General features: G+C 64.3%; 13 protein-coding genes and 1 tRNA gene. 3 read left to right on the top strand and 11 right to left on the bottom strand.

Features of this window, described 5'->3' with window-relative positions:
- Positions 1-33: 33 nt before the first annotated feature.
- Complete coding sequence (gene cyoE / locus RCH14_RS14095) at positions 34-996, bottom strand: heme o synthase (RefSeq protein WP_343026726.1); 963 nt, start codon at positions 994-996, stop codon at positions 34-36.
- Positions 997-1,129: 133 nt separating this feature from the next.
- Positions 1,130-1,819, bottom strand: coding sequence for a hypothetical protein (locus RCH14_RS14090; protein ID WP_343026725.1), 690 nt, complete (start codon positions 1,817-1,819; stop codon positions 1,130-1,132).
- Positions 1,820-2,125: 306 nt separating this feature from the next.
- On the opposite strand from RCH14_RS14090, the gene RCH14_RS14085 reads away from it, so the two are divergent.
- From RCH14_RS14085 to map, 3 genes are all read left to right on the top strand, one after another.
- A complete protein-coding gene (locus RCH14_RS14085; RefSeq protein WP_343026724.1) occupies positions 2,126-5,356 on the top strand; it encodes a di-heme oxidoredictase family protein in 3,231 nt (1,076 codons plus the stop codon).
- Positions 5,357-5,545: 189 nt separating this feature from the next.
- Entirely contained in the window at positions 5,546-5,764 is a 219-nt protein-coding gene (locus tag RCH14_RS14080) for a ParD-like family protein (protein WP_183552352.1), read from the top strand.
- Positions 5,761-6,534 carry a type I methionyl aminopeptidase gene (gene map, locus RCH14_RS14075; protein WP_343026723.1) on the top strand — a complete coding sequence of 258 codons (774 nt, stop codon included), beginning with the start codon at positions 5,761-5,763 and terminating at the stop codon, positions 6,532-6,534. The genes RCH14_RS14080 and map overlap by 4 nt, the downstream gene beginning before the upstream one ends.
- Here the strand turns inward: map and RCH14_RS14070 are convergent.
- The 9 genes from RCH14_RS14070 to fdnG all read right to left on the bottom strand — a co-directional run bounded on the left by RCH14_RS14070 (position 6,531) and on the right by fdnG (position 16,721).
- Positions 6,531-6,917 (bottom strand): hypothetical protein, encoded by a 387-nt coding sequence (locus RCH14_RS14070; RefSeq protein ID WP_343026722.1) that lies wholly within the window; start codon positions 6,915-6,917, stop codon positions 6,531-6,533. The genes map and RCH14_RS14070 overlap by 4 nt on opposite strands.
- Positions 6,914-7,360, bottom strand: coding sequence for a glycine cleavage system protein H (locus RCH14_RS14065; protein ID WP_343026721.1), 447 nt, complete (start codon positions 7,358-7,360; stop codon positions 6,914-6,916). The genes RCH14_RS14070 and RCH14_RS14065 overlap by 4 nt, the downstream gene beginning before the upstream one ends.
- Positions 7,361-7,383: 23 nt before the next feature.
- Positions 7,384-7,479: transfer RNA gene (locus RCH14_RS14060), tRNA-Sec, on the bottom strand.
- A 43-nt stretch (positions 7,480-7,522) separates the two neighbouring features.
- Positions 7,523-9,442, bottom strand: coding sequence for a selenocysteine-specific translation elongation factor (gene selB, locus RCH14_RS14055; protein ID WP_343026720.1), 1,920 nt, complete (start codon positions 9,440-9,442; stop codon positions 7,523-7,525).
- Positions 9,439-10,896, bottom strand: coding sequence for an L-seryl-tRNA(Sec) selenium transferase (gene selA, locus RCH14_RS14050; RefSeq protein WP_343026719.1), 1,458 nt, complete (start codon positions 10,894-10,896; stop codon positions 9,439-9,441). Before selA ends, selB begins: the two co-directional genes overlap by 4 nt.
- A 2-nt stretch (positions 10,897-10,898) precedes the next feature.
- Entirely contained in the window at positions 10,899-11,930 is a 1,032-nt protein-coding gene (fdhE, locus tag RCH14_RS14045) for a formate dehydrogenase accessory protein FdhE (protein ID WP_343026718.1), read from the bottom strand.
- A gap of 143 nt (positions 11,931-12,073) precedes the next feature.
- Positions 12,074-12,703, bottom strand: a complete 630-nt coding sequence (locus tag RCH14_RS14040) for a formate dehydrogenase subunit gamma (protein WP_343026717.1) — start codon at positions 12,701-12,703, stop codon at positions 12,074-12,076.
- 10 nt (positions 12,704-12,713) lie between these two features.
- Positions 12,714-13,643, bottom strand: a complete 930-nt coding sequence (gene fdxH / locus RCH14_RS14035) for a formate dehydrogenase subunit beta (RefSeq protein ID WP_343026716.1) — start codon at positions 13,641-13,643, stop codon at positions 12,714-12,716.
- A 3-nt stretch (positions 13,644-13,646) separates the two neighbouring features.
- Entirely contained in the window at positions 13,647-16,721 is a 3,075-nt protein-coding gene (gene fdnG, locus RCH14_RS14030) for a formate dehydrogenase-N subunit alpha (protein WP_343026715.1), read from the bottom strand.
- Positions 16,722-16,728 lie beyond the last annotated feature (7 nt).

Genomic DNA, 16,728 nt, shown 5'->3' with positions numbered 1-16,728 from the left:
GAACTTTATTGTTCGTTCACAACTGCGCCGCCCTCAAGGTGCCAATAGCAGGTTCAGATAATGGTCGGCCAGCAGCGCGCCGAACAGCAGCGCCAGATACACGATCGACCAGGCGAATGCCTTGCGGGCGATCGCGTCGCTGTAGTGCTTGTGCACCAGCCAGCCATGGCGCAGGAACACCGCATTCAGCGCGCACGCGCAAGCCAGATAAAACAGCCCGCTCATCCCGACCGCCCATGGCAGCGCAGTCCCGAGCGTTAGCGCCACGCTGTAGCGCCACACCTGCTGGCCGGTGTGGGCCATGCCATGGGTGATGGGCAGCATCGGCAGGCCGGAGCGCGCATAGTCGTCGCGCCGCGCCATTGCCAAGGCCCAGAAATGCGGCGGCGTCCACAGGAAGATGATCAACACCAGCAGCCAGGCCTCCAGCGGCACGCCATCCGCCACTGCCGCCCAGCCAAGTGCTGGCGGCATCGCGCCGGCGAAACCGCCGATCACGATGTTTTGCGGGGTCGCTGGCTTGAGCAGCAAGGTATAGATAAAGGCGTAGCCCACGAACGTGGCGAGTGTCAGCCACATCGTCAGCGGATTGACCTGGGTATACAGCAACGCCGCGCCGGCGCCGCCCAGCATCAGCGAGAACACCACGGTCTGGACTGTCCCCAGGTCACCGCTTGCCGTCGCGCGGCGCGCCGTGCGGGTCATGCGTGCATCGACCCGCGCTTCCAGCAGGCAATTAACAGCAAAGGCGGCGCCGGCGAGCATCCAGATACCGGCGGCGCTGTAGAGCAATACGGGCCAACCCGGTGCGCCATCGGTGGCCAGCAGGCTGCCGATCACGGCGCAGAACACGGTCAGCAGCGTCACGCGCGGCTTGGTCAACGTCCAGTACTGGCCGGCACGCTGCACCAGGCCACGGGCGGGCGACGCGCCGGCAACGACATCAGGGATGGCCAGGCGGGCTGGCTGGATTTCGACAACTTTTGAATTCAACATGATCGGGCGACCGCTGCAGGCAGTTGGTCAGTTCACAGAACCCATCATGCTAGTGGAAAATGGCGGCGCGACCAACGGGCAATTTGTCCCAGTTGCCAAGCTGGCTACCTGCGCGGCGCAGGCGCAACGGCCTTCAGCGCACTTCCTTTGCCCGGGCATCGACAGCGTGTTCATGGCGTGGGCGCAAGGCCGGCACCCGCTGCCTCAGGACGACCGCTTGCAGACTGCACAGCGCCACGTAGGCCAGCAGTTCGACCAGTTCTTCGAAGACCTGCGCCCGCGACGCGACCAGATCGATATGGCACGACATATGGCCTTCGGCGCAGGTCGATCCCACGGCCGCGCCGAGCGCTACGAACAGCAACAGCCAGGGGGCGCTGCGCACGAACGCGACGCGCACAACTTCGTCGATGCGGTAATGCCAGGCGCTGTAGACGAGCCAGGCAATGAGCAGCGCGGCGCCCGGCCAGACGAGCGGCTGGAACCACAGCGGTTCGGGCGGCAGCGCCCTGCCAGCCGCATCGAATCCGGGGACGGCGCGCCAGGCCCGGCCCCAGCTGAGTTCGCGGCCCGCCAGCAGCAGCCAGACAGGCGCGGTCCACAGCGCCAGCATCGCGGTGCGTTCAGGCCGCAGGCGCACGAACACCACCACCGCCCACACGAAGCCGCTCAGCAAGACCAGCACCTGCAGGCTTTCCAGGATCCCCGCCTCGCGGCCCCACGCCAGCGGCAGGACAAGGCTCAAAGGGTAGCAAGCCACGAGTGCCGCCAACAGCGCCCACTGCGCCGGGCGCGTCTTCGCCCACATAAATAATCGCCCCATCGTCTCTCCGTTCGCAAAATTGTTGCCCATCCGGTTGGGCTAACCCGCAATTGTACGAATTGGCATGTCGCGCACGATTGGTTTTTGGAGAAATGCGACGCGCGGGGGATGTATTTATCGGTTGCGAACGCGACCAAAGTGTCACATCCGTGGAGATCCCTTGACACTTCTTGAGCCGCTCGGTTACCTTATGGCTAACAATTGCCATAGAGCAATTATATCGATCCCGGTCGGCACACATGATCGGGGCATGCGGAATGTACCTGTGCAGTTCACCCATCGACGTTCATACCAAGGAGTTTCACCATGGATCAACTGCCTCGCGGGCAGTCGTCACGCCGCATCCGCATGCCCGGCCTGCCGCTCGCGCCAACCCTGCTGCTGTCGGCACTGCTGACCGGTTGCGGTGGCGGCAATGGCGAGTCGCCTGCTGCCGTTATGCAAAACGCCAGCGCCAGCCTGTTCAGGACGGTGGCCGGCGTCGTCGCCAGCACCGAAACAGCGCTGACCCCGCTCAAAGCCCAGGCCAGCTCGGCCGAGCGGCCCGATCTCGATGGCCCGGCAGCGATCGACCATGACGCCGGCACGCGCTGGGGCAGCCGCTTTACCGACGATGAATCGCTGACGCTGGACTACGGTGCGACGCAGACGATCACCCGTGTGCGCATCGACTGGGAAGCCGCCCATGCCAGCGCCTACCTGCTGCAGGTGTCCGAGGACGGCGGCAGCTGGAGCACGATCAAGACCGTCACCGACAGCGTCGGCGGCACCGAGGATTTCACGAATTTAAATGCCCAAGGTCGCTATCTGCGCATGAAGGGCGTCAAGCGCGCCGGCCAGTATGGTTATTCGATCCTCGAGATCCAGGCATTTACCGGCACCCCAGCCGCGCCCAGCCCCAGCCCCGACCTGCCAGCGCCACAGCTGCCAATCGACCTGACGCGCCCCGGCCTGACCGTCAAGCCCGTCGCGGCGACGTCGTCGACACCCGAGAACGGCGGCATGGCGGCCGGCATGGCCATCGACGGCAAGCCCGGCACGCGCTGGTCGAGCCGGCCGGAAGACGGCGCCTGGATCAGCTTTGATTTCGGCGCGCCCACCGCAGTCGGCTACCTGAAGCTGACCTGGGAACAATCGTACGGCAAGGTGTACACGGTGCTCACGTCAAGCGACGGCGTCGCATGGACGCAGTTGCGCGATGTCGGTACCGGCAAGGGCGGCGTCGAGGAATTTTTCAACCTGGGCTTTCAGGCCCGCTACCTGCGCCTGCAGGGCGTGGCGCGCGCCACGCAGTACGGCTACTCGCTGTTCGAAGTCGAGTTCAAGACGCCGGGCAGCGACAACACGCTGCCCGATGCGCCGACGTCTGCCGTGGCATTCCCGGCCAATGGCGCCGCGCTGAGCCCGCTGCCGGGCACGGCGGAGCCGATCGAATCGCTGCAATTTACGCTGGCGGACGGTACGCTGGTAACGCGCTTCGGCGCCCGCGGCCTGGCGCGCCATGGCCGCGAACGTGGCGAAGACTGGAACGAGATCGGCTACGGCCCGAACGACACGATCGACCCGGCCAGCGGCCTGCCGCTCGATAAAGGCCCGGGCAACTACCTGACGTTCGTGCCGCAGTACCACAAGAACCGCACCTGGGGCGTCGAGATCATCGACAACAGCCGCGTCGCCGGCGTCACGCAACCGATGCTGGTCGTGAACCAGTATACGACGGTCGATTTCCTCAAGGGCGGCGTCGCGTTCTTCCGCCAGTTCGACGAGCCACACTCGACCGGCTACGGCTGGATGCGGCCCGGCGAACTGGTCAACAACGATATCCCGATCTGCAAGCCCACGCCCTACCCGCAGAACAACCGGCTGGCCAGCGCCAACGGCATCAATGGCGGGTGCACCTTGCTGGTCAAGGATTACCCGGGCCACAGCGAGCTCAATAGTGACGGCTTCAAGACTGGCCGGGGCGTGCCGGGCCGGCCGCTCGTCAAGGGCGACATCATCGAAGTCTCGCCCTCGTACTTCACCACGCGCGAGGCACTGGGCGCGCTGGGCGACACCGGCGGCATCCGCTACTACTCGCAGGAATGGAGCTATGTGGTCGGCCAGGGTCTGCGCCCATGGTATGGCGTGCAGCCGCGCCTGAACTCGGTGCCGCTGCCAGATGAGGTGCTGTCGGGCGGGCTGGGATCGGTGTCGTACAACTACAGCGACAATGGCCTGTTCATGTTCCAGCAGCCGCACAACAACGTCGGCATGCAGAACATGCAGCGCTTCGTCGAAGGCCGGCGCCTGCTGCACACCAACTTCACCACGGGCGAGCACAACGAAGCAGGCAACGACCGCTACGCTGCGGCGGTGGGTCTGCAGGGCGGGCGCTTCAACCAGTCGGCCTGTATCGCCTGCCACGTCGGCAACGGTCGCAGCCCGGCTCCGGCGGCGATTAACCAGCGCCTCGATGGCATGGCGGTGCGCGTGGCGCGCGTTGGTCCGCAGGGCCAGCAACTGCCGCATCCGACCTTTGGCACCACGGTGCAGATGAATGCGGTGTCCGGCAACGGCACGCCGCAGAACTGGGGCACCGGGGTACGCGTGACGGGCTTCGACACCCGCGTGGTGCAACTGGCCGATGGCACATCGGTCGAACTGCGCAAGCCGACCATCGCGTTTGACGGCCCGGTACCCGAGACCGTCTCGCTGCGCGCGGCCCAGCCGATGATCGGCACCGGCCTGCTCGAAGCCATTCCCGAAGCCGACATCCTGGCGCGCGTGCGTGTGAACCCGGACGGCGACGGCGTGCGCGGCACGGCCAACTTCGTGTTCGATCCCGAGACCGGCGCCGTGCGCCTGGGCCGCTTTGGCTGGAAAGCATCGAAGGCCACGCTGCGCCACCAGGCGGCGTCGGCGCTGCTGGCCGACATGGCAGTGACCTCGCCCGTCTACCCGAGCCGCTCCTGCGACGCCAACCCGGCCGCATGCACCACGGCGCCCCGCCAGCGCGGGATCTCGGAAGCGGAGCTGCAATCGATCTCCAACTATCTGGCGCTGCTGGCCGTACCGGCCCAGCGCAGCCTGGCCAGCGGGTTCCCCAAAGGCGTCGCGCCGCTGGACGAACACCGGGTCGACACGCGCCAGGTCGCCACTGGCCAGAAACTGTTCGAGGCGATGCGCTGCGTGGCTTGCCACACGGCGTCGATGAAAACTGGCCCGAACCACCAGTTTGCCGAGCTGCGCGACCAGACCATCCGGCCGTACACCGATCTGCTGCTGCACGATATGGGTCCGGGACTGGCGGACAACTACGTCGAAGGCCAGGCCACCGGCAGCATGTGGCGCACCGCACCGCTGTGGGGCATCGGCTACAGCGAGAAGGTGATGGGCAAGGACGGCAAGGTCGGCTACCTGCATGACGGCCGCGCACGCACCTTGAGCGAAGCGATCCTGTGGCACGACGGCGAAGCAGCCGCCGCGCGCAAGCGCTTCGAGAAGCTGGCGACCGTTGAACGCGAGGCTCTGCTGGCGTTCCTGCGGTCATTGTAAGAGTTTGCCGGGCGAATACCGTGCGGGGTTAACGCGTGGACGGCGTAGCCGCCCACCCTACGCCAATGTAATGTGCGCTCTGATATAACGAAGGCGCCGGGTTCTCAGCCCGGCGCATTTTTTTTTGGCTGGCATATTCTGCGGCCAGAATATATACTTCGTATACGTTTCATATACCGGAGTTATTCCATGGGCATTGTCAATATCGATGGCGACCTGCACGATCAGGTCCGGCTGGCCACCAAGGTGTCGTGCCGCTCCATCAACGCGCAGGCGGCGTTCTGGCTCAAGGTCGGCATGCTGGCTGAGACCAATCCATCGCTCAGTTTCAACGAGATCATGGCGCGTGAACTGGCAGCCGCCGGCGTGGCGGTGCCGCCACTCGTCACCGGGCTGCGCGTCGCATGACCAAGCAACCGCATGAACTGGCGCTGATGGCCGAATCGGGGCGCCTGCTGGCGTCAGTGTTCGGCATGCTCGACGGCTTGTCCCTGGCGGGCATGACCACACTCGATGTCGATACACTGGTCGAACGTTTCATTATTGACGACCTGCACGCGCGGCCGGCCAGCAAGGGCCAGTACGACTATGGCTTCGTGCTCAATGCCTCGATCAACCACGTGGTCTGCCATGGCGTGCCGAACACGCGCGATGTGCTCAAGGACGGCGACATCGTCAACTTCGACATCACGCTGGAAAAGAACGGCTTCATTGCCGACTCCAGCAAGACGTACCTGGTCGGCGACGTCGACCTGGCGGCAAAGCGCCTCGTGCATACGACCTACGAGGCACTATGGAAAGGCATCCGCGCCGTGCGGCCGGGCGCGCGCCTGGGCGACATTGGCGCGGCGATCGAGCGCCATGCGAAGCGCAATGGCTGTTCGGTGGTGCGCGAATACTGCGGCCACGGCATTGGTCGCGAGATGCATGAAGAACCGCAGGTGCTGCACTTCGGTGCCAAGGGCACGGGGCTGAAACTGGTCGAAGGCATGGTGTTTACCATTGAACCGATGCTCAATCGCGGCGGGCGCAGCGTGCGTACCGAAGCAGATGGCTGGACGGTGGTGACGCGCGACGGTTCGCTGTCGGCGCAGTTCGAGCACACGGTGGCGGTCACAAAGAATGGCGTAGCAGTGTTGACGCTGCGGCCTGAAGAAACTGCAATGCTGGAAACTTAAAACACCAGCATGCGCCAGCCGGGCGCGCTGCCCTGTTCGACGAACGTCACCATGCCTTCGACGCCGGCGCATTGGGGCACCAGCAACGCCCTGCCTGCATCAAGGGCACTCAATGCCTGACTGCAGGCACGGATCTCGACACCCAGGTCAAGCGTCGCATCCAGATGCCGCGCGATCGTCCAGCGGTCGGCGCCGAAGCCGGTCAGACGCGTGAGGTTCTCGCGCAGCAGCCAGGCAACGGACTGGTTGGTAAATAACATCTTGACGGGCATGTCGAGCGCCGCTGCAGCCTGCGCCGTCATGAACGGCGTCGTCAAGGCTTCAGGCCGCGTCAGGTCGCACGACCAGACCATGATCGCCAGGCCCGCCGGCGCTGAATTCACGGCTTGATCCAGTCATCGACCGGCTCGAGCCGCATGCGCCGCTCGGCCTGCTCGACCAGATTGGTGCCATGCGCCAGTTGCGCGCGGTCGCGCTCCCAGTCGCTGGCCTGGATCACGGAAATCCAGCCGGCGCCATACGGGTCCTGGTGGATCAGTTCGGGGGTTTCTTCCAGCGCCGTGTTGATCTCGACGATGGTGCCGGCCACCGGCGTCTTGATCGTCACGACCGTCTTGCTCAGCTCCACGACACCCACGGTCTTGCCCTGCTCGACCTCGTTACCCACCGGTTTGGGGCGGCACATGTAGAAATGATTGCCGCTGATCTGGACGCCGAAGGCGCTCACGCCCACCTGCATGCGGCCATCGCCCAGCGGGCGGCACCACATATCGTTGTCGAGGTCGAAGTAACAGTCGTCCGGATAGTCGAAGCCGAGGATGATCATAGGAGTGTGTCAAACAGAAAAGATGGCGGAAGGATGCGGGAGTCGAACCCACCCGGCGACGCATGGCGCCACCAACTGGGTTTGAAGCCCAGCCGCCCCACCAGGGACGATTTCCTTCCGTTGAGCCGCGATTTTACCTTGTACTGAAAAATTGCGTCAGGCTCACGGTGATTTCTCGGAAAACAGCAACGTTCCTGGCCGCAGCAAGTGCGCGTCACCCACGCGGCGCAGCAGACCGATGCGATCAAAGAACTCCAGAATCTGGATCGCGCGCTTGCGCCCCAGGCCGGTCAGGTCGCGAAACCGTGCGGCCGTGACCTGGCCATCCGGTTCTTGCGCCGCCAGCTTCCTCGCCAGCCCTGCCAGCTCGTGCATCACAGCCGGGTGATAGAACAGGTCCTTGACCACCTGATACACGTCGCCGCCGCGCGCCATGCGGCCCAGCACCTGGCGCACCTGCGCTTCGGGCAGGCGCGCCTGCAGCGCGATGTCGCGCACCCACGGCGGATCGAAGCGCCCTTCGCGCAGCATCGGCAGCGCGTGTTCGGCCACGATCTGTTCGGCCGCGCGCAAGGCCACGCCGTGCTCGGGCAGATGCAGGAAGCCATTCCGGCGGGCGAGCACACTGGCCTCGATCATGTGGCTTGTGAGTTGCAGCCACAGCGCCTCGGGCATGCGCGGCGCAGCCAGACGGCGGGCGCGCTGTACATCGGGGCCGATCTCGTCCGGATATTGATCGTGGAAGTCGCGCAGGGCCGCCAGCAGGCCGGCCTGCGCCTCATCCAGGCGAGCGCGGGCGATCAGCCACTCACCGCCTGCACCGACGACAATATCCGGCACGCTTGCGAGATCGAACGGCCAGCGCGCCAGACCACTGCTGCGCAGCCAGGTGGCGCCATTGACGCCATACTGCGCCTGCGCCAGCGCGCCCAGCAGGCGCGTGAGAGGCTCATCGGCGCGCTGCGTTTCCAGATAAGCCAGGCGCTCGGGCGTCTGCCGGTAACGGATCGGGCCCAGCGGATCGAGCACCTGGCCACCGGCCACCGTGCGCAGCGCCGACGCGTCGCGCAAGATAAAACGGTCGCCATGCCAGACATTGGCGCTCTTGTGCAGCACGAGCTGGGCCGGTGCGCCGGCACCCGGGGCGATCGACGGCTGGCCCAGTACGGCCACCGTCGCCAGGCAATCCTGGGTCGCCGCGTGCAGGTGCACGAGCGTACCCGAACGGAGCACCTTGTCTTCGGTGGCGGCAACCTGCAGCCAGACATCGATCCGCTGCGTGGTCAGGGCAATCGCCGGATCGCACAGCACCTGGCCGCGTAGTTCATCCGTGCGTTCCAGACCCGCCAGGCCGACGGCGCAGCGCTGGCCTGCTTGCGCCGCCTGCGCCGCGCGGCTGTGCACTTGCAGGCTGCGCACGCGGTAGGTGTCATCCGGCGAGGACGCCAGCGACAACGCGTCGCCAATCGTCACGCCACCCGCCGCGATGCTGCCGGCGACCACGGTGCCGACGCCGTCGAGCGTGAACGCGCGGTCCAGGCCCATGCGGAAGCCCGCGCCGGCCACCTCGTCGCCCGGCGCATCGGCCAGCGCTTCAATCAAGTCCGCGCGCAAGGCCTCGATGCCGTCACCGCGCACGCTCGAGACGTGCAGCACCGGGTAATCATCCAGCCCGCTGCTGGCCAGCAGCGCGCGCACCCGCGCTTCGGTTTCGGCGACGCGCGCCGGCTCCGCGCGGTCGATCTTGGTGATGACGGCAGCGCCGCGCCGCACGCCCAGCAGCGACAGGATAGTCGCATGCTCGATTGTCTGCGGCATCGGGCCGTCGTCCGCTGCAATGAGCAGCAAGCCGAAGTCGATGCCACTGGCACCGGCCACCATCGTGCGTACCAGCTTTTCGTGGCCCGGCACGTCGACGAAACCGATGCGGCGGCCGTCTTCGAGCGGCATCCAGGCGTAGCCCAGCTCGATGGTGATGCCGCGCCGTTTTTCTTCCGGCAGCCGGTCGGCGTCGATGCCCGTCAACGCGCGCACCAGCGCCGTCTTGCCGTGGTCAATATGCCCTGCAGTGCCTACGATCATGCTGCGTCCCCGATGACGGCCAGGCGCAGGCCGGCCAGTTGCTGGATGACGTCGTTCGGATCGTCCACGCAGCGGCAGTCGAGCAGCACGCGGTCCTCGGCAATGCGGCCGATGATCGGCGCCGGCAGGCCGCGCAGCGCGTCCGACAGCGCATCGAGCGCGGTGCCCATGCCGCGCTTGCCCGACAAGACCGGCGCGATCGCCAGCCCGCACGATGGCAGGCGGTCGATCGGCAGCGAGCCCGAGCCGATCTGGCTCAGCATCGGTTCGAGCGTAACGGTATAGCGGGGCGCCAGCGCGGCGCGCAGCGGCGCCAGAATCGCGTTCGCGGCCACCGCCACCTGTTCCTGCGTGCGCGTCAGCCAGCGCAGCGTCGGCAATTCATGCACGAGCAGTTCGGGCTGCAGGTACAGCTGCAAGGTCGCTTCCAGCGCCGCCAGGGGCAACTTGGACAGGCGCAGCGCGCGCTTCATCGGAAACTTCCGGATGCGCCCGATGTGTTCGCGCGTGCCGACGATCAGGCCCGCCTGCGGCCCGCCCAGCAATTTGTCGCCCGAGAACATGACCACGTCGCAGCCGTCCGCCAGTATCTGCTGCGGCGTCGGTTCCTGCGGCAAGCCGTACTTGCCCATGTCGATCAGCGAGCCGCTGCCCAGGTCCGACACGAGCGCCACGCCGCGGGCGCGCGCCAACGGCGCCAGTTCGGCTTCGGACACCGTACTGGTAAAGCCCTGCACCATGTAGTTACTGGTGTGAACCTTGATCAGCATCGACGTGCGCTCGGTGATGGCGCGCTCGTAGTCCGCCAGATGGGTACGGTTGGTGGTGCCCACTTCGACCATGATCGCGCCGGCGCTGTCCATCACGTCCGGCATGCGAAAGGCCCCGCCGATTTCCACCAGTTCGCCGCGCGAGATGATCGCTTCGCGCCCGCCGCTCAATGCGGCCAGCGAGAGCAGCACCGCCGCGGCATTGTTATTGACCACCGTCGCCGCTTCGGCGCCGGTGATTTCGCACAGCAAGCCTTCGACGATGCTGTCGCGATCGCCCCGTGAGCCAGTGTCGAGGTTGTATTCGAGATTGTTCGGGCCAGCCATCATGGCCGTCAGGTGGCGGATCGCCACGTCCGGCAACACAGAGCGGCCCAGATTGGTATGAATGACCGTACCGGTCAGGTTGATCACGCGGCGCATGCGCGGCGCGATGCGCGCGGCGACGCGCCCGGCCAGCGCCTGGCCCAGCGATTCGGGGGCCACGGCGCCCTGCGCCAGCACGCCAGCCAGCGCCTGCGCGCGCAGGTCGTCGACCAGCGCGCGGGCCTGCCCGGCGACCAGCGTGTGGCCGTGGGCAGAAATCTGCGCCTGCACCGATGGCAGACGCAGCACTTTATCGATCGAAGGCAACTCCTTGACTGTCGCCTTCGAGCCGTGGACCACGGACTCGCTGAGCGACATGGTCAATTACTCCGGTTCGATGGTGGTGCACCATCCGGTTCGCCCGGTGCTTCCTCGCCGCCCGACAACAGCAGCAGATTCACACCATGCGCCTCGTAGCCCGCTTCGGACACCAGGATGTCCAGCGTCAGCGAGGCCAGGTCGTCGGCCACCGGATCGACATTGAGCTCACGCTCCATGCGCACGATCTTGATGTAATGGTGGCACTCGTCGCACGTTTCGGCTTGCACCGACGCCTGCGACGCGTCTTGCACGGCGCCATCGGTGGCCAGTGCTTCGAGTGAATGGTAGTGGATGCCCTTGGTGCCTTCGCAGTGGCTGCACTTGACCCGCACCATATGCCACTGCGCCGAACACAGCGAGCAGTGCAGATAGCGGAAGTTGCTGCCGGTCTGGTCGACCCGCGTGATCGACGACGTCGGCAGGCTGCCGCAGCACGGGCAGGTCGTCATGTCGAGCGTGCGGCCGTAAGGCTGCTGGCGCGCGGCGCCATACGCTTCCTGGATTGCCAGGACCATATTCGTCCAGTACACCTGCAGACCGGCCGCCACCAGGGGCGCGGCGCTCATGTCCAGGCCTGCTGCGCCTTGCAGCAGCAGTTCAGCCTGGCCTTCGAGATGGTCGTCGCCCGCGGCCAGCAGGGCCTGCACGGCAGCTTGCGCCGGGCTGCCGGCCAGGCGCGGGGCCAGGAGTTCGAGCATGCGGCGCATCGCGCCACGCCAGACCGGATCGCGCGGCCACAGCGGCGCCGGCACCGGTGCCTGGGCAGCGCGCGCGGCGGCGGTCAGGTCGTCCAGACTTGGCAACGTGACGCTCGGGTAATCCTGTAACACTTCGTGCTGCACAGCGGCCAGTTCGGCGGCAAACAGCAAAAAGTCGTGCATCGCATGACCCGGCGCCAGCTGGCGCAGACGGGTGGCACGGGCGGAGAACAACTCGCGGCGCACCGGGAGTTGGATATACGGCATTTGCTCGCCAGCCCGGACAGCGATTTCTTCGGGGCTGAGCAGCTTTGTGGCTTTGGTAATACTCATGGAAAGGATGCTTCCTATTCGGTTCGTGCGATGGTCAATCCGATCGGCCGGGGCAATTTGCTGCCCCCTTTAGTGGAAAAACCGTCGTCCCCGGGTGGCGGAAACGACGGTCTCGACAGCCAGCTTAGCCGAACAATACTACGTTAGTGCTTGTTGCGCTTGGCGTCCTCTGCCACTTCCTTGTACCACAGCGGATGGTGCGCCTTGGCCCAGTCTTCGTGCACCGTGCCACGGGTCATGGCGCGGAACGAGCCCTTGACCCAGATAGCGGCGTACACGTGCATGATCACGCTCAGCACCAGTGCCAGGGCCGCAGCCGCGTGCACCAGCATCGCGAAACGACGCAGCGGAATCGGGAAGAAGTCCGCGAACCATGGTTGCCAGAACATGACACCGGTGATCAACAGCAGCACCAGGCTCACGGCAAAGATCCAGAACACAGCTTTCTGGCCCGCATTGTACTTGTGTACAGGCGGCATCGCGTGCTCGTTACCCTTGAGGAGTTCCGGCGCCTTCTTGACCCAGGCCGTATCGGTCTTGGTCCAGTAGTTGTCGCGCACCACGGCGAAGAACAGGAACACGAAGCCCAGCACCATCACCACGCCAAAGAACGGGTGCAGGATGCGGGTCCATTGTCCACCGCCAAACAGCGTGGAGAAGAAGTACATCGACGGATGGAACAAGGCCAAGCCAGTCAATCCGGCGCAGATGAACAACAGGGCCACGGCCCAGTGGTTCATGCGCGTCATGTCGCGATAGCGAGTGATAAACATGGTCTTCTCCTTATACCCGTTCGTCGTCGCGCTGGTCGGGACCAGGCGTCGGCTGAACATCGGGTTCGTCGTGATGCGTCTCGATCGGACCGACCTTCATGTAGTGGAAGAAGCCGGCCACAGCAGCACCGACCATCGCGGCCACACCCAGTGGCTTGGCGATACCCTTCCACAGCGCCACGGTCGGGCTGATCGTTGGATTTTCCGGCAGACCGGCGTACAGGTTCGGCTTGTCTGCATGCTGCAGCACGTACATCACGTGCGTGCCGCCCACACCAGCCGGATTGTACAGACCGGCGTTCTTGTAGCCGCGCTCCTTCAGGTCGATCACGCGGTCACCAGCGTAGTCGATCATGTCTTCCTTGGTGCCGAACCGGATGGCGCCAGTTGGACAGATCTTCACGCAGGCCGGTTCCATGTTCACTGCAACACGGTCGGCGCACAGCGAACACTTGTAGGCCTTCGAGTCCACCTTGCTGATGCGTGGCACGTCGAACGGGCAGCCGGCGACGCAATAGCCGCAACCGATGCAGTTCTCGCTGATGAAGTCAACGATACCGTTCGTGTACTTGACGATCGCGCCCGGCGCCGGGCAGGCCTTCAGGCAGCCTGGCTCGTCGCAGTGCATGCAGCCGTCCTTGCGGATCAGCCACTCCAGACGATCGCCTTCTTCCTCGGACTTGGTCACGACTTCCGAGAACTTCATGACGGTCCACGACTGTGGCGTCAGGTCGATCGGGTTGTCGTAGGTACCGTGGTTTTCGCCGATTTCGTCGCGCAGATCGTTCCACTGCATGCATGCCACCTGGCATGCCTTGCAGCCGATGCAGCTGGAAACGTCGATCAGCTTGGCCACTTCCGGCTTGTGCGAACGGGCCACTGGCGACGGCGTGGTCGTTGCCGAACGCGCCGCAATATCGAGAGATTGTAATGAAGACATTGGTTAGACCCTTTCGATATTGACCAGGAACGACTTGAATTCCGGGGTCTGGGTATTTGCATCGCCCACGAACGGGGTCAGCGTATTGACCAGGAAGCCCGGCTTGGCCACACCGACAAAGCCCCAGTGGTTCGGCAGACCCACCGTATCGACCTTCATGCCATCGCAATCGAGTTGCGGAATACGCTTGGTCACCAGGCACTTGGCCTTGATGAAGCCGCGCATCGACGACACCTTGACCATATCGCCATTCGTGATGCCCTTGGCCTTGGCCAGCTCTTCACCGATTTCCACGAACTGCTGCGGCTGGATGATCGCGTTGGAGACAACGTTCTTGGTCCAGTAGTGGAAGTGCTCGGTCAAGCGGTAGCTGGTCGCGACGTACGGGAAGTCCTTGGCCGTACCGAACGCTTCCATGTCGCCCTTGAACACGCGTGCCGCCGGATTGGCGCGGGCAAGCGGGTTTTTCGGGTGCATCGGATTGACCGGGAACGGCGACTCGAACGGCTCGTAGTGCTCCGGCAGCGGACCTTCGGCCATGCCGGTTGGTGCGAACAGACGCGCCACACCTTCAGACGTCATGATGAACGGCTGCGTACGGTTCTCTTCGGCCGGATCGGCATCAGGACGGATGTCCGGAATATCCGAACCAGTCCAGGCCTTACCATTCCACGAGATCAGGTTCAGCGCAGGATTCCACGGCTTGCCCGTCTTCGGATCGGTCGAGGCAGCGTTGTACAGCACGCGGCGGTTCGCTGGCCAGGCCCAGGCCCAACCCAGCGTTTGCCCGATATTGTACGGGTCCGCATTGTCGCGGCGCGCCATCTGGTTGCCCGCCTGCGTCCAGGCGCCGGCATACACCCAGCAACCGCTCGCGGTGCTGCCATCGTCGCGCAGCACGCCAAAGCCCGGCACCTGCTCGCCAGCCTTCAGGATGAGCTTGGTCGGATCTTTCGCATCATAGATATCGGCCAGCGCCTTGCCGTTGAATTCCTTGGCCAGCTCTTCAGGAGAAGGGCTGTGCGGAATCTTGTACGGCCACGACAGCTTGGTGATCGGATCCGAGAATGCACCGCCATCTTTCAGATAGAGGTTCTTCATGCGCGTAAACAGGTCAGCGATGATCTCGATGTCCGGCTTGCACTCGTACGGCGCGTCGGCGCCCTTCCAGTGCCACTGCAGCCAGCGGCTCGAGTTCGACAGCGAACCGTCCTCTTCGGCGAAGCACGTGGTTGGCAGGCGGAACACGGTCGTCTGGATGGTGCTTGGATCGACGTCGTTCGATTCGCCGAAGTTCTTCCAGAACTCGGACGTTTCGGTGTTCAAAGGATCCATTGTCACCAGGAACTTCAGCTTCGACAGACCGGCGATGATCTTCTTCTTGTTCGGGAACGATCCGACCGGGTTGAAGCCCTGGCAGATGTAACCGTTCAATTTACCTTGACCCATCAGTTCAAACGCCTGCAGCACGTCGTACAGCTTGTCGATTTTCGGCAAGTAGTCGAAGGCCCAGTTGTTCTCTTTGGTCGCGGCATCGCCCCACCAGGCTTTTTGCAGGCTGACGAAGAACTTGGGATAGTTCTGCCAGTAGCTCATCTGGTTCGGACGCAAAGGCTTCAGTGCGCGCGGCTTGTAGTAGGTCTCGAGGTCCTGCTCCTTGTCGGTTGCCAGCGACAGATAGCCTGGCAGCGAGTTCGACAGCAGACCCAGGTCGGTCAGACCCTGGATGTTCGAGTGACCGCGCAGTGCGTTCAGGCCACCGCCGGCGATACCGACGTTACCCAACAGCAGCTGCATGATCGCGCCGGTACGGATGATCTGGCTACCCTGGCTGTGCTGGGTCCAGCCCAGTGCGTACAGGATCGTCATCGCACGGCCCGGCTGGGCAGTCGAGGCGATGTATTCGCAGACCTTCAGGAATTGCTTGACCGGGGTACCGGTGATCTTGCTGACCTGCTCAGGCGTGTAGCGCGAATAGTGGCGCTTCATCACCTGCAGCACGCAGCGCGGATGCTCCATGGTCGGATCGACCTTGGCGTAACCGTCGTCACCCATCTCGTAGCCCCAGCTTTCATTGCTGTAGCGACGCTTGGCTTCGTCGTAGCCCGAGAACAGGCCATCCTGGAAGTCAAACCCTTCGTTCACGATGAACGGGGCGTTGGTGTAGCTCCGGACGTATTCGGTCTGGATCTTGTTGTTGGTCAGCAGATAGTTCAGGACGCCGCCCAGGAAGGCGATGTCCGAGCCAGCGCGGATCGGTGCGTAATAGTCGCTCATGGCGGCCGAACGCGTGAAGCGCGGGTCGACCACGACCAGCTTGGCTTTATTGTGATGCTTTGCTTCGATAACCCATTTAAAACCGCATGGGTGTGCTTCAGCGGCATTGCCGCCCATGATCAGTACAACATCGGCATTCTTGATGTCAACCCAATGGTTGGTCATCGCTCCTCGTCCGAACGTCGGGGCCAGACCGGCCACCGTAGGTCCGTGTCAAACGCGAGCCTGGTTATCGAATACGAGCATGCCCATCGAACGCATCGCTTTGTGCGTGATGTAGCCCGTTTCGTTGCTCGACGCGGACGCGCACAGCATGCCCGTGCTCGTCCAGCGATTGACCAGCTGGCCGTCGGCGTTGGTCGGAATGAAATTCGCATCGCGGTCAGCCTTCATCAGGCCGGCCAGGCGCGTCATTGCCTCATCCCACGAAACGCGTTTCCATTCGTTGGTGCCAGGTTCGCGGACTTCCGGGAACTTGAGACGGTTCGGCGAATGGACGAAGTCGAGCAAGCCGGCGCCTTTCGGGCACAGCGTACCGCGATTGACCGGGTGATCCGGGTCGCCTTCAATGTGGATGATGTCCGCAGTGACGTTCTTTGCGCCGTCGCCCAGACTGTACATCAGCAGGCCGCAGCCCACCGAGCAGTAGGGACACGTGTTGCGCGTCTCCTTGGCTTTCGCCAATTTGTAATGCCGCGTTTCTGCCATCGCCGGCAACGGCGAGAAGCCGAGCGCGACGATGGTGGAGGCGGCAAGTCCCGCACCGCTTACGCGGAGGAACTGCCTTCTGTTCATGCCCATCTAGATT

It is taken from the genome of Massilia sp. MP_M2 (genome assembly GCF_039123635.1).
In the GTDB taxonomy this organism is placed as follows: domain Bacteria; phylum Pseudomonadota; class Gammaproteobacteria; order Burkholderiales; family Burkholderiaceae_D; genus Telluria.
The sequence above is the reverse complement of the archived record's forward strand: the minus strand, read 5'-3'. Positions and strand labels throughout refer to the sequence as shown.

Excerpts from the sequence above, each read along its gene's own strand:
- cyoE (WP_343026726.1), bottom strand. The coding sequence starts at position 996 with ATGTTGAATTCAAAAGTTGTCGAAATCCAGCCAGCCCGCCTGGCCATC.
- RCH14_RS14090 (WP_343026725.1), bottom strand. The coding sequence starts at position 1,819 with ATGGGGCGATTATTTATGTGGGCGAAGACGCGCCCGGCGCAGTGGGCG.
- RCH14_RS14085 (WP_343026724.1), top strand. The coding sequence starts at position 2,126 with ATGGATCAACTGCCTCGCGGGCAGTCGTCACGCCGCATCCGCATGCCC.
- RCH14_RS14080 (WP_183552352.1), top strand. The coding sequence starts at position 5,546 with ATGGGCATTGTCAATATCGATGGCGACCTGCACGATCAGGTCCGGCTG.
- map (WP_343026723.1), top strand. The coding sequence starts at position 5,761 with ATGACCAAGCAACCGCATGAACTGGCGCTGATGGCCGAATCGGGGCGC.
- RCH14_RS14065 (WP_343026721.1), bottom strand. The coding sequence starts at position 7,360 with ATGATCATCCTCGGCTTCGACTATCCGGACGACTGTTACTTCGACCTC.
- selB (WP_343026720.1), bottom strand. The coding sequence starts at position 9,442 with ATGATCGTAGGCACTGCAGGGCATATTGACCACGGCAAGACGGCGCTG.
- selA (WP_343026719.1), bottom strand. The coding sequence starts at position 10,896 with ATGTCGCTCAGCGAGTCCGTGGTCCACGGCTCGAAGGCGACAGTCAAG.
- fdhE (WP_343026718.1), bottom strand. The coding sequence starts at position 11,930 with ATGAGTATTACCAAAGCCACAAAGCTGCTCAGCCCCGAAGAAATCGCT.
- RCH14_RS14040 (WP_343026717.1), bottom strand. The coding sequence starts at position 12,703 with ATGTTTATCACTCGCTATCGCGACATGACGCGCATGAACCACTGGGCC.
- fdxH (WP_343026716.1), bottom strand. The coding sequence starts at position 13,643 with ATGTCTTCATTACAATCTCTCGATATTGCGGCGCGTTCGGCAACGACC.